The organism is Saccharospirillum sp. ABV4_185 (assembly GCF_056159245.1).
This window is the reverse complement of record NZ_JBSWUW010000001.1, coordinates 1,289,119-1,302,442: the sequence shown is the minus strand read 5'-3', so window position 1 is coordinate 1,302,442 and position 13,324 is coordinate 1,289,119. Positions and strand designations below refer to the sequence as shown.

Annotated in this window: 11 protein-coding genes; 3 read left to right on the top strand and 8 right to left on the bottom strand. The window is 57.1% G+C overall.

What is annotated here, in order from left to right:
• Positions 1-543 precede the first annotated feature (543 nt).
• The 3 genes from ACXAE6_RS05970 to rsd all read right to left on the bottom strand — a co-directional run bounded on the left by ACXAE6_RS05970 (position 544) and on the right by rsd (position 2,880).
• On the bottom strand, positions 544-1,284 hold the full coding sequence (locus ACXAE6_RS05970; protein WP_475145714.1) for a nucleotide-binding protein: 741 nt from the start codon (positions 1,282-1,284) through the stop codon (positions 544-546).
• Positions 1,285-1,400: 116 nt separating this feature from the next.
• Entirely contained in the window at positions 1,401-2,432 is a 1,032-nt protein-coding gene (locus tag ACXAE6_RS05965; protein WP_475145711.1) for a WD40 repeat domain-containing protein, read from the bottom strand.
• The gene (gene rsd, locus ACXAE6_RS05960; protein WP_392797498.1) at positions 2,416-2,880 is read right to left on the bottom strand and encodes a sigma D regulator; all 465 of its coding nucleotides are present in this window, start codon (positions 2,878-2,880) and stop codon (positions 2,416-2,418) included. The genes ACXAE6_RS05965 and rsd overlap by 17 nt, the downstream gene beginning before the upstream one ends.
• Before the next feature lie 218 nt (positions 2,881-3,098).
• On the opposite strand from rsd, the gene ACXAE6_RS05955 reads away from it, so the two are divergent.
• Entirely contained in the window at positions 3,099-3,527 is a 429-nt protein-coding gene (locus tag ACXAE6_RS05955) for a flagellar basal body-associated FliL family protein (protein ID WP_475145709.1), read from the top strand.
• A gap of 35 nt (positions 3,528-3,562) precedes the next feature.
• Here ACXAE6_RS05955 and rmf read toward each other — a convergent pair whose 3' ends face one another.
• The 3 genes from rmf to ACXAE6_RS05940 form a co-directional block, all read right to left on the bottom strand.
• Entirely contained in the window at positions 3,563-3,775 is a 213-nt protein-coding gene (gene rmf, locus ACXAE6_RS05950) for a ribosome modulation factor (RefSeq protein ID WP_475145705.1), read from the bottom strand.
• 156 nt (positions 3,776-3,931) lie between these two features.
• On the bottom strand, positions 3,932-5,485 hold the full coding sequence (gshA, locus tag ACXAE6_RS05945; protein ID WP_475145703.1) for a glutamate--cysteine ligase: 1,554 nt from the start codon (positions 5,483-5,485) through the stop codon (positions 3,932-3,934).
• A gap of 127 nt (positions 5,486-5,612) precedes the next feature.
• Complete coding sequence (locus ACXAE6_RS05940) at positions 5,613-7,934, bottom strand: Tex family protein (RefSeq protein ID WP_475145701.1); 2,322 nt, start codon at positions 7,932-7,934, stop codon at positions 5,613-5,615.
• Between the two features lie 189 nt (positions 7,935-8,123).
• On the opposite strand from ACXAE6_RS05940, the gene selD reads away from it, so the two are divergent.
• Both selD and mnmH read left to right on the top strand, forming a co-directional pair.
• Positions 8,124-10,286 (top strand): selenide, water dikinase SelD, encoded by a 2,163-nt coding sequence (gene selD / locus ACXAE6_RS05935; RefSeq protein WP_475145698.1) that lies wholly within the window; start codon positions 8,124-8,126, stop codon positions 10,284-10,286.
• A 31-nt stretch (positions 10,287-10,317) separates the two neighbouring features.
• Entirely contained in the window at positions 10,318-11,415 is a 1,098-nt protein-coding gene (gene mnmH / locus ACXAE6_RS05930; protein ID WP_475145695.1) for a tRNA 2-selenouridine(34) synthase MnmH, read from the top strand.
• Here mnmH and ACXAE6_RS05925 read toward each other — a convergent pair.
• A complete protein-coding gene (locus tag ACXAE6_RS05925; protein WP_475145694.1) occupies positions 11,394-11,915 on the bottom strand; it encodes an acyloxyacyl hydrolase in 522 nt (173 codons plus the stop codon). The genes mnmH and ACXAE6_RS05925 overlap by 22 nt on opposite strands.
• Positions 11,916-11,989: 74 nt before the next feature.
• The gene (locus ACXAE6_RS05920) at positions 11,990-13,180 is read right to left on the bottom strand and encodes a kynureninase/PvdN C-terminal domain-containing protein (RefSeq protein ID WP_475145692.1); all 1,191 of its coding nucleotides are present in this window, start codon (positions 13,178-13,180) and stop codon (positions 11,990-11,992) included.
• Positions 13,181-13,324 lie beyond the last annotated feature (144 nt).

The following is a 13,324-nucleotide window of genomic DNA, read 5'->3' as shown; positions in this document are numbered from 1 at the left end:
AGCCTTGCTTGACGTCAAGGTCGCATCAGCTTTCTGCAGTTGGTTTTGCGCCGTTTTAGTGGCACTGGCTTTAGCGCGGGCAGCAGCGGCTTTGCGCTTGGCTTGCGCCGTGGCCATCTGCTTTTTGGCGGTATCCAGTTTTTTCTTCAATTGATCGCGCAGCTTCTCTGATTCAGATACGGCTTTGCCGCGCGCTTTTTCCAATTCGGTTTGCAGTTTTCCCAGCTCAGTTTTCAACAACTCAACCGGTGAACTCATTGTAGCTTTCGGTGCTGCTTTACGCTTCGGTGCTGCTTTGCGTTTGGCAGTGGTTTTACGGGCAGTCGTTTTCTTTTTTGCGGCGGCCATGAGTCTTTCCTCTCATTTAATCCCCAGTGCCCTGTACTATTGTCAGGGCGTTATAAAAATTCAAGCCAAGACGTTCAATTCGACAACTTTATTGCGCTTTTATTCGACTATTTCCGATATTTCCGCTCGACGTATTTACTGACCTCTTTTAGTGGGCCTTTACTGAGCAGTAACTCACTTCTCGATCCACACTGATTATTTATCTTGATCGATCCAGTCGATTAACTGCTGCCAGTCAGTTAAGTCTGCTTGCTGGGCATTATCCAGGTCATACAAACCCATGCCGTATTCCGATGCCCGTACATAAAACTGGGTATCGCGGAAGGTGGCAATAAAAGGAATTTTCAAGCTGCGTAAAAACAGCTCCAGCTTGGAATACACCAGGGTGTTTTTACGAGCCCGGTTAGCCAATACCGCAACACGGCGCGGCGAAGAACGATACGCCGGACACAACAACAAATCTTTAATGAAAACGGTGGTAGCACGGATATCAATTGGCGACGGTGTGACCGGGATCAACACCACATCGCATTCGCGGACCAGTTCATTCAGCAAGGAACCGGTCAAACCAGAAGGCGTATCGATAATAACCTTGGAGGTATCTGCCGGCATGTTGCGCAGATGCCAGGACCGGGTGATCTGAGTGGCGGCGCGGCGGAACGCGGCAACACCATGAATATAACGCTGGTCCGCCTGGCGCGACTGCAACCATTGGGTTGACGAAGCCTGGGGATCATAATCGATCAACACAGCGGTTTCGTTGCGGCTGGCAAAGAGACTGGCCAGGTTGGTCGCAACAGTGGTTTTACCGCTGCCGCCTTTAGCGTTGGCGACCAGAATTCGTACCGGCTGCGGCGCAGAAATAACACGAGCGCTGGGCGATTGCGCCTCAGCGTTCTCGGTACTTTCCGGATTTTCTGAAGGATCAGCAGACATTCATCAGACCCCTACTAACTCCCTGGTTATTGTGCTTTGCAATGGTCATTAACTGACGCAAAGCGACCATGGTTTTTGACCCCATGGTTTTTGACCATTGTTGGCCTAAATCCAATTTAGAACGCATACAGATATCCATCCGAACCTAACACCAATAGTCGGTCATTCTGCCATGTCATATCAAGTACTGTCGCACTGCGGAATGCATTTTGCCAAAAAGAACCGATTCTCCAAACAGCCTGACGCTCACCGCTGTTCAAATCGTATTGCAGAATTTCACGATGAGTGGTGCCCAATAAGAGTTGGTTTTGGCCGATAAATCGAGCGCTGTATAAACGATGCTGATCGGTCGGCAGATCGGCCACCTTACGCCGGCTGGCCAGATTCCAGACCGAGGATATTTCGCTGGCCGGCGCCAGTAACGCCAACCGCCCATCGTTGCTGAGTTTTACCAAGGTAACCTGATTGGGCAGGTCAAAGCGCTGGATCAAGGCATTTTCACGGACATCCCACAGCCTTGCAGTCAGGTCTTCCGAGCCGGTCAAGGCGCGGCTGGCATCCGCCGTCAGCGATACCGACAGCACCGGACCATCGTGCAAAAATTCCCGCAGTACGCCGCCATTGACGGTATCAAACAAGACCGCCTTGTTGTTATTTAATCCCAGCAAGGCAAAACGACCATCGGCGGATAAATCGACCGCTTCAATCCGCGCGGGCGCCGTCCAGAAAGACAGTGACTCGCCGTTGCTGGTATTCCAGGTCACCAGGTTGTAATAGTCAGCGGTCAGTGCGACCAGGCCGTTGCTGGAGAACTGACTGTAGAGGATTTCGCTGTAGCTGCCGGGCTGATGATTCCAGTCGTACTGACGCGCCGGTGGTCGGGTTGTCCAATAGCTGCCGCCTTGATGAATGGAGCCCACCACCAGACGATTACCATCAGCGCTGAGCCCACCGCTGTAGGCGCCCTGCGTGGCCACCTCCCAGCGCTGTTCGGGCACCGAATACCAGCAACCGGCTAACACGCCGGCCATCAGACTGATGCAAGACCATCGCCATAGGGAAAACAGCACCGGGGGCATCATAGCGATAACGCGAACAGCGGGCCGGCGCAGGTCATCATCGCCAACGGACTCAGGCGACTTGCCCACGATGAATGTTGTGCAATCGTTCGATCAAACGATCTTCCAACTCAAAGCGCTCGGTCATCTGCTCACCCAGTTTGGACAGGTCAGCTGGCAGTTCCTCGGCATGGAGTGCGCATTGTTCGGCGGTGTCGTACTTGTCGTTGAAATAGAGGATAAATTCGGTGGTGGTTTCCAGTGCGGGGTACAGCTTGTGCGCTAAATCCAGACCGCCGTCATCAAATTCACGGGCTTCCCGAATCAGCTGTTCATAGACTTCGAAATGTCCGGCCGAAACATAATCCATCAGTGTTTCGCAAAAATCCTGCAGCGGCTCGGCCTGCTGATCGGCGGCGATGTCTTTTTTCAGCTTGAAATAAGCAACCAGGGTCCGTTTGCGGTTCTCCAGCCAACGGTCGATCATTTCGTGCGTGCCACCCCAACGTTCATGGGCTGTTTTGCAATCTTCGAGCATAGCGATTCCCACGGTAAGAAGTTCAACAGGGTAACCCGGCCGTTCATTGTTAGGTTTGCTCCCTGGGAGACTCACTATAGGTCAGCCACCCACACCCGACAACTGCCCACTATAACCCAGTGGGCAGCCAGCGATGTGGCGGCTAGAATGACTGGACTGATGGCTATTGACCGGCCAGGATGTAGCCCGTTCACATCGTTTCAGGAGGCGTTGCCGAGATGACCGCTCAGCCCATTTACCGTCGTTACTGCGCAGCTATTCTGGGCAGCCTGATTGCGCTGCTATCGACTGTCAGCCTGACAGCTTATGCTGAGGAAGAACCGCTGGGCCCAAATTACGTGGCGCTGGAGCCGGAGTTCACCTTGAACTACGGTCAGGGTGATCGACTGAAATACGTGCAGTTGTCAGTGACGCTGGAAGTGGATGACAACAATGCGGCCTTGGAAGTTAACGCTCATGCCGACTCCATTCGACACGCCGTCATTATGCAATTCGCCCGGGAAGAAGAGAGCACTTTGCGCAGCATTGAAGGCCGGGAATTAATTCGGGAACGTTTGCTGGATCGCTTGCGCGAAGTCATGGAACGCGAAGTGGGCGAAGCCATGATTCGCAAGGTGCTGTTCACATCCATCGTCGTTCAAGGCTAAGACTTCAGGGCTAGGCAGCAACGCCAAGAGTTTCATCAGGCAGTGCGAGGGGAGTTTGATTCGCTCGAGTGACTTTCCTGCTGGCGCTGATACTGTTCAAAGCCATCATCCCAACCGGATTCCCACGCCGCCACCAACACATCAATCTGATAGCAGCAGTCTTCCGCGCCACGACCGGTCAAACCCACCAGATAGCCCTGTTGGTAGGCTTTATTGAGGCTGTCCAGCGTCCAATGCGTGCGCTCCACGGTGCTAAACCTCTGTGCGTCTTAGGCGCGATGAGCGGTGACTTGGCGTTAACCGCTCAAAACTGCATCAAGCGGCCAATACGAAATAGTGATGAAGTTCACAATACTACCGCGCAAGACTGTTCTTATGTAAGCACTTTCGACGCTGAATCCGGCCTATTGACGCAGATATAGACTTAAAAAAGCGTCGAAGTCTTCACCGCTGTCTGCCGCTTCCATTTGCTGCTGTGTTGCCAGGCTGGTTGTGGCGGCGTCATGCAGGGCCGCAAAGATGGCTTGATCATTGGGATCGTCCTTGCAGCAGTTACCATGGATGCCCGCCAGATCCATACTGGCCTGGCGGTAAGAACCCGCCTCGCGCACCTGAGCCAGAAACCGTGCCGACGGTGTTAAGTCGACATCCACCATCTTGGCTCGTTGGGCTTCCACGGCAGCGGCATAACCCGAGCCCGGCGCTATCGCATCGAGCTCAACGGCCAGGGTTGCCAAGGAATCGAGTACTCGCTGACCCTGTTCACGCAGACCCACCGCCTTGCCGTTGAACACCAGTTCCAGCTTCGGATCGCGGCCAGCCGCAGCCACGCGCTGGTTGTTTTCACGCAGCCGGAAACAGTCTTCGCGCTGGATCAATGAATTGTCCTGCACCAGACACCAGAACAGGAACAGATCGACAAAGCGCATGCGTTCAACATCGATGCCATAAGGTGCGAAAGGATCGACATCCAGACAACGGACTTCGATGTATTCAACGCCACGCTCATTCAGCGCATGTATCGGTTTTTCACCACTGTGCGCCACCCGCTTGGGACGCAGGTCGCTGTAGTATTCGTTTTCAATCTGCAGGATGGCCGTGCTGAGCTGACGGTACTCACCATCCACCTTGGTACCGATGGCTTCATAGGGCGCATAGGGCGTATGAATCGCTTCGGACAGGGTTTCGGCGTAGGTCTCCAGGCTGTTGAAACAGACATAAAGGCTGCTTTGAGCACTATTGGAGTAACCCAGATCGCTCATCCGCAGGCTGGTGGCATAGCGCCCGAAGAGAGTGTCGTCACCCAGACTTTCCAAGCCGTGGTTGTGCTTCGGCAGGAAGCTGCGATCGGCCGCTGGGGAGGCACCGAACAGATAGAGCAGCAACCAGGAATGGCGCCGGAAACCACGGATCAGACTGAAATATTCGCGGTTGATAAAGGCCTGCAGTGAGCCGTTCCAGCCTGAACGTTGTGCCCAGTCGGCCCAGAAATCAGTCGGCATTGACCAGTTGTAATGCACGCCGGCAATGGTCTGCATGGTACGACCGTAGCGATGCCACAAACCATGGCGATAAATGGTTTTCAGTCGACCAATATGACTGCTGCCGTATTGAGCAATGGGAATCTGCGTCTCAGCCGGTAGACGAGTGGGCATTGATGCCGGCCACAGTTGCTCATCCTTTAACTGAGTCAGCGTATAGCGATGCAGCTGACCCAGTTCGGTCAGGGCCGTCTCCGGTTGATCGTGCACGCCGGTGATAAATTCCAGCAGGGCTTCGGAGTAATCGGTGGTGATCGACGGATGCGTCAGCGCCGAACCCAACCCGGCCGGATGCGGGGTTTGAGCAATATCGCCGGTCGTGGTGGCGCGTAAAGTTTCACGCTCGATGCCACGATTGAACTTAAGCCAGGCAGGGTTCAGATCAGCCAATTGACCCAGGCGGGTGAGGGTAGGCAAGGGGTATTCCTCTGTCAGGGCCCGCTCGCTAAGATGCAAAGGCCGTTATTCTTCGCCGTCAGTGGGGCCGGTATGTGTATTTTCCAAGCACGGCCCACTGCCGCATTTGCCTATCAGTGCCAGCCTATCAAAGCCGTCCACCTTTTTTCTGCAGGGCTTGCTGCAACTGGGCACCCAGGGCGGTTTGTTGTGGCTCTGGCTGACGTTGCCGGCGTGGCTGCGCACTGCGACCACCGGCCGCTTGACGACCGCCTTCGGCGCGTTGCTGCTGGGGCGCGCCAGCTTCATCGTCCAGGCGCATCGACAGCGCGATGCGTTTGCGCGCCACATCGACCTCCATCACCTTCACCTTAACGATGTCACCCGCCTTAACCAGCGCCGACGGATCTTTGATAAAGCTGTGACTCATCGCCGAGATATGCACCAGACCGTCTTGATGCACACCCACATCCACAAAGGCACCGAAGTGAGTCACGTTGGTGACCACACCTTCGAGAATCATGTTCTCTTTCAGGTCGGAGAGCTTTTCCACACCGTCCTGGAAAGTCGCGGTTTTAAATTCCGGACGCGGATCGCGGCCGGGTTTTTCCAGCTCGCGCAGGATATCGGTCACGGTGGGCACACCGAAGGTTTCATCGGTGTAGTCCTCGGCTTTCAGACCACGCAAAAAGGCCGCATCGCCGATCAGATCCGTCACCTGCTTGCGGACACTGCTGAGAATGCGCTCCACCAGCGGATAGGATTCCGGGTGAACCGCTGAGGCATCGAGTGGGTTATCACCGTTCATCACCTTAAGGAAACCCGCCGCCTGCTCAAAGGCTTTCGGGCCGAGACGGCTGACCTCTTTCAATTCCTTGCGGCTGCGGAAGGCACCGTGTGCATCGCGATGGGCGACGATGTTACCGGCGATGGTCGCGTTCAAACCGGACACCCGGGTCAGCAACGGAATCGACGCCGTATTCAGATCGACACCGACGCCGTTCACACAGTCTTCAACCACCGCATCCAACTGTCGCGCCAGCGCCACCTGGGAAACATCGTGCTGGTACTGACCGACACCGATGGATTTGGGATCGATCTTCACCAGTTCGGCCAGCGGATCCTGCAAGCGACGGGCGATGGAAATGGCGCCGCGTATGGTCACATCCAGATCGGGGAATTCCTTGGCGGCAAATTCCGACGCCGAATACACCGAGGCACCGGATTCATTCACCATCACCGCCTGGGCATTCAACTCCGGATGGTCTTTGAGCATGTCTTTGACAAAGCGCTCGGTCTCACGGCTGGCGGTGCCGTTGCCGATGGCAATCAGCTCAACCTGATATTTGGCGCACAAGGCGGCCAGCACCTGCGCCGATTCGCGCGTTTTATTCTGCGGCTGGTTGGGGAAGATAGCGCCGTGATCCATCACCTTGCCGGTGGCATCGAGCACCGCCACTTTCACACCGGTGCGCAGGCCCGGATCCAGACCAATGGTGGCTTTGGGGCCGGCCGGTGCGGCCAGCAGCAGGTCTTTCAGGTTCTTGGCGAAGACATCGATCGCCGCCTGTTCGGCGTCTTCGCGCACCCGGTTAAACAGGTCGGTCTCGATATGGGTCAGCAATTTCACGCGCCAGGTCCAGCGTACGACTTCGGCCAGCCAGGCATCGCCGGCCCGGCCTTTATCTTCGATGCCAAAACGTTCGGCCACCAGCACTTCACCCTGGCTGGCGCCACGCGGCTCCTCACCGGGAAACCCCAGCGACAGCTGCAATACGCTCTCGTTACGGCCACGAAACATCGCCAGCGCGCGGTGGCTGGGTACTTTTTTGATCAGTTCGTCGTGTTCAAAATAGTCTTGGAACTTGGCGCCTTCCTGCTCTTTGCCTTCGACCAGGCGCGCGCGCATTTCGCCGTGCTGCCAGAGGTAGTCACGCAGCTGGCCGATCAGGGTCGCGTCTTCGGCAAAGCGCTCCATCAAAATGGCGCGGGCGCCGTCGAGCGCGGCTTTTACATCCGCTACTCCTTTGTCTGCGTCGACATAGGCAGCGGCTTCGGTTTGGGTGTCCAGCGTTGGATCGCTAAACAGCGCATCGGCCAGCGGTTCCAGACCGGCCTCGATGGCAATCTGACCTTTGGTACGACGCTTGGGCTTATAGGGCAGGTAAAGATCTTCCAGCTCGGTTTTGGTGTCGGCGCCGTTGATGGCACCGGCCAACTCGTCAGTCAGCTTACCCTGCTCGTCGATGCTCGACAGGATGGCGGCGCGCCGGTCTTCCAATTCGCGCAAATAGCGCAGTCGATCTTCCAGACTGCGCAACTGGGTATCGTCCAGACCACCGGTGACTTCCTTACGGTAACGACTGATAAAGGGCACAGTGGCGCCTTCATCGAGCAGCGCGACGGCGGCACTGACCTGGCGTTCGTTAACCTGAAGTTCGGTGGCAATGCGGCTTTCAATGGACGGCATGGACGCTTCCGCTGTGGCTGGATTTGAAGCGCGCATCATTAGCCAAAGCGGCCCCTATTTCAAGGCTCGAACTGTGAGCTAAATCCTTGATTCGACAAAGAAAAGCAAAAGCCCTTTGCAGGCGCGGTTGTGACCTTGCAAAGCGCCGCCCATAATCGCCTGCCAACCCTTGCACAGCCTCGATGCTTTATGAGCGAACGCGATCTTGTTCTGATCGGCGGTGGTCACAGCCATGCCTTGCTGATTCGCCGACTGGCCATGAAGCCCCTGCCCGGGGTGCGGGTCACGCTGCTTTCCGAGGCCAGTGAAACACCCTATTCCGGCATGCTGCCGGGCTTGATAGCCGGTCACTACAACGCCGACGACATCCACATCGATTTAAACCGACTGTGCCGCTGGGCCGGCGTGCGCTTTATTCGCGGCCGGGTGTGCGGACTGAATGCCGACGCCAAACGCATCCAGATTGAAGACCAGCCCGATTTGGCTTACGACAAGCTCAGCATCGACACCGGCTCAACCCCGGACCTGTCGATTCCCGGTGCACGCGACTTCGTTATCGGCGTCAAACCCGTCAGTCACTTCTATGCCCGCTGGCAACAATTACTCAACGAAGCCGACCCCGGCGGCCATTGGGGTGTCGTCGGCGGTGGTGCCGGCGGCGTCGAACTGATACTGGCGATGGCTCACCGTTTGGGCGCAAAACGCTCGACACAGCTGCATCTGGTTCACAATGGCGAACGCATTTTGCCCGGTGCGCCCAGGGCCGTTGTCCGTGCCGCCGAAGCGGCGCTACAACGCCAAGGCGTGCAGATACATCGACGCTTCCGGGTCGCGGCGGTAGAACAGAGCGCTCTGATCAGTAACGAAGGCGAAAGGCTGGCGCTGGATCAGACGCTTTGGTGCACCTCTGCGTCGGCGCCAGACTGGCCCAAGAGCTCCGGCCTGGCCTTGGCCGAGAACGGTTTTATTGCGGTCAATCAGCATTTGCAGTCGAGCTCCCACCCGGATGTCTTTGCCGCCGGCGATATCGCTGAGCTGATTGCCGATCCGCGCCCCAAAGCCGGTGTTTATGCGGTGCGCGAAGCACCCTTTCTCTACACCAACCTGAAACGCGCCTTTGCTGGCCGGGCGTTGCAACCAATACGGTTGCAAGATCGGTTTCTATCGCTGATTTCCTTGGGTGATAAAACCGCCGTGGGCCATCGCGGACCGCTGGTAATCCGCGGCGCCTGGGTATGGCGCTGGAAGAATCGCATCGACCGCGCCTTTATGGATCGCTTTCAAGCGCTGGGCCCGCCTCAAGCCATGACCCAGGACGAGGCTGGCGAATCCATGCATTGCGCCGGTTGCGGCTCCAAACTGGCGCCAGCCATTCTCGCCGAAACGCTGGATCAACTGCCGCGCCGGGAACGCCCCGGCTTTACACCAGCCTTGGGCCAAGCCGAAGACGCCGCAAGCTGGCAGCCCACGCCCGGACGCTTACAGGTGCAGAGCATTGACGGCTTTCGCGCTTTCAGCGACGACCTCTACCGCTTTGGGCGAGTCGGCGTCTTGCATGCGCTCAGTGATCTGCACGCCATGGGTGCCGAGCCGGTGGCGGCGCAGGTCTGGGCTACGCTGGCCTATCATCATCCGCGTTTGCAAAAGCGTGATTACGACCGGCTGATGACCGGCATCGCCGAGGCACTCTACGCCGAAGGCGCCACTCTGGCCGGCGGCCACAGTACCGAAGGTCCGGAAAATCAGCTGGCGCTGGTGGCTCAGGGTGAAGCCGAGCCGCAACAGCTGTGGTCCAAACACGGCGGCCAAGCGGGCGATTATCTGGTGCTGACCAAGCCGCTCGGCACCGGCGTAATCCTGGCTGCCGATATGGCAGCAGCCGCACCGGCACACGCCGTCGATGCTGCCTGGGATTCCATGTTGCGTTCGAATCACCAAGCCGCCGCAGCACTGCGGGCTTTGCGGCCAACCGCGGTTACCGATGTGACTGGCTTCGGGTTGCTCGGTCATCTGCTGGAAATGCTCGATGACCAATTGGGCGCCCGGCTCGAGAGCACCGCCATAGCGGCGTTGGAAGGTTCGCTGGCGCTGCTTGAGGCGGGTTGGCAATCGACGCTGGCGCCGCAGCTTGAGCCCTACCTTAATGACTGTCAGTTCGATGCGTCGGTACCAGAATCCGTGCGCCGCCTGCTGCTCGATCCGCAAACCTCTGGCGGTTTGTTGATCGCGCTTGCGCCGACTGACTGGCCGGCGTTACAGGCCGCACTGCCGGGCGCGGTTTGTATCGGCCAGCTGACCGAGCGTGCGCAGCAACCGACTGCGGTAGTGGTCCGGGCGACCGAGCCGCTATAATCGCTGCCCCTTTTTGGATCAATAGCACCGCATGGCTGACCGCATCACGCCTGAACAACTGCTGCCGCTGCTGGCCGGCGACACCACCTTTATCGATGTGCGCGCACCGATCGAGTTCGACCAGGGTCATGTTCCCGGCGCGCTTAACCGCCCGCTGATGACCGATGAGGAACGCCATAAGGTCGGCATCTGCTACAAGCAGCAAGGCCAGAAAGCCGCCGTGGCGCTGGGTCACAAGCTGGTCTCGGGGGAAGTCAAAACTCAGCGGGTCCGCGCCTGGCTGGAGGCTGCGTCACAGCCGGCTCAGACCGCGCTCTATTGCGCCCGTGGCGGTATGCGCTCTTCGATCAGCCAGGGCTGGATGAGTGAAGCCGGTCTCGATCTGCCCTTGATCCAGGGCGGTTACAAAACCCTGCGCCATGCCTTGATGGAACAGAATCAACGCTTCAGCGATACCGCTGATCTGATCGTCGTCGCTGGTCGCACCGGCTCGGGTAAAACCAAGGTGATCGAGGCGGTCAGCAACGCCATCGACCTGGAAGCGCTGGCCAATCACCGCGGCTCAGCTTTTGGCCGCCACACCAGCGCGCAACCGAGCCAGGCTAATTTTGAAAACGCCGTCGCCATGGCCAGCCTGCGCATCGATACCAGCCGCCCGGTGGTGATCGAAGACGAATCGCGCAATATCGGCAGCGTTCATCTCGGTCAGCGCCTGGCCGAACGTATTAAAAGCGCTTCTGTGGTGATGCTGGAAGTGTCGCTGGAAGAACGCGTCGAGGTGATTCTGGAAGACTATGTCATCGGTTTACAGGCGGAGTATCAACAACAGTTTGGCGCCGAGGGTTGGCAGCGTTATCGCGACTATATGGAAGGCGCCTTGCAGCGCGTCAGTCGTCGCCTGGGCGGGTTGTTGTATCAACAGGTTTTCAGCGAACTGCAGTTGGCGCTTCAGCACCAGGACACGACCGGTTCACTGGACGCCCATCGTGCCTGGATCGAATTACTGCTGAGTAATTACTACGACCGGATGTACGACTACCAGTTACAAAAAGCGCCGCGTGATATTTTATTCAGCGGCGGCCGTCACGAGCTGATCGACTTTCTGAATCAGCGCCAGAACGGCAACTGATAAGTCAAAGTCACCATCTCTGTACCCGGGTTTTCCAGCGCAACACTGGCGTTGGACAGATGCGCATAATGCACGCCGATGCGGGTGGCATCAGCAAACTGCCAGATCAGACCACCGCTGGATTTCAGCTCGAACATATGACCCAGATCGGTGTCTTCACCGGCGCCGTAAAAATACAGCCCCGGACCAAAACTGAAGGTGAATGCCAGACCGGCTTCACCGCTGGTGAAAAACGACGTGCGGCTGATACCGGTGTAGAGATAATGCGATTGCTCCCGGGTGCGCATGAAGCCAAGCAGCGGCTTGAAATCGTAGCGACTCAAGCCTCTTTGCGCTTGTATTTCCAAGCCGTATTGAGTGTCCTGATTGTCACGAAACATATCGTAAGTGCCAATAAAAACCTTGGCATAACCCGCTTCATCGTCGGCCCAGACGGGTCCAATCCAGAGCAACAAAAACAGCCAGCAATAACGCACTACGTCTACCTCTTTTATCGTCATTCGGCGAACAACCGCTCGTCCGGGTTTTTATCACAAGCACTGCTGCGGGCATCTCCTTTTGCCAATCCAAGCGGTTAACGAACAACCTCAGCCAGTAGCTGTACCGCCTGGTTCAGTTGCTCGGCCGTCACATAAGGCGCCGGCCCCAGGCGCAACGCATCACCACGACTGTCAGTATAGACACCGCGCGTTTTCAGCTGCTGCACAATGTCCGCGGCCTTGGATGTGTGCAGTACCAGAAACCCTCCGATGTGATCGAGTGGTGTCTGCGGCAGTTGCAGATGGTCGGGCCAGGCATGTTCGTGCAACAAATTCAGCAGGTGTTGCTGCTGCGCTTTGTAATAGGGATATAGCACAGCGGGGGTTAACCCCTGGTCAGTAAAGAAATCAAGCACCGACACCGCCCGGTAATGGCTGGTGGTGTCGTAGGTGGACCCTTCAAAGGCCCAGCGACCATGACCGTATTGCACCTGATTGCTGGGAACCTGATTCAGCGTCGCGTATTCAGCGTACCAGCCGGTTACCAACGGCCGCCAATCGCAGTCTTTGGGCACGCGCAGAAAACAATTGCCTTCGCCGAATTGGCAATATTTATAACCACCACCAACGACAAAGGCGCTTTCCAGCTTCAACTCAGCCAACGACCAGGGCAGCACATTGACGGCGTGATAGGCATCGAGCAACAACGGCAAATCACGCTGCTCACAGAAAGCAGCCAGCTCACTCAACTGCGGCACAACACGACCGCTTTGAAACAAAACCGCCGAGCACAATACAGCGGCGGTTTTATCATCCACTTGAGCCATTAAACGTTCCGCCAGGGTGGTAACCGGTTCAGACGCTACCTTAACGACGTCGATCTGAGTTTCATTCAAGCGGTCGAGCAGACGACGCATCGAATGAAACTCACCATCGGTGGTGATCAATCTCGGTTTGTCCTGCAACGGCAGGGCCGATAACCAACGCACCAGCAATTCCTGAGTGTTCTGACCCAGGGTGTATTCACCGCTGGGATCATCGAGCAAACGCGCATAGCCGGCGCGCAGTTGCTCGGCCTTGGCAAAAGCCGCCGACCATTTGTCATCAACGTGGGTGGCGGCGTCTTCAATGGCTTGCATCTGACCTTCGAAGGCGACATCCGGCCAGGCCTGATGTGAATGGCCGGTGAGCAGGATGCGTTCGTCGACGCGGAATTTTTGGTAATGGCGCTGCAGTTGGTGGGCACGGTCTTGCCAGTCGCGCGGGAAATTGATTGGGTTATTCATGGTTGGTCCTAAATGTCAGTCGCCATTAGCCTAGCACCAAAGACACCTTCCCTCATTGGAACGCCCGGTTTCCGGCTGGTCGCTCGCTGCCTGGCTCGCTATGCTCGACGCTCTTGTTTTTGCTGTTCATTGTTACTGTTATCG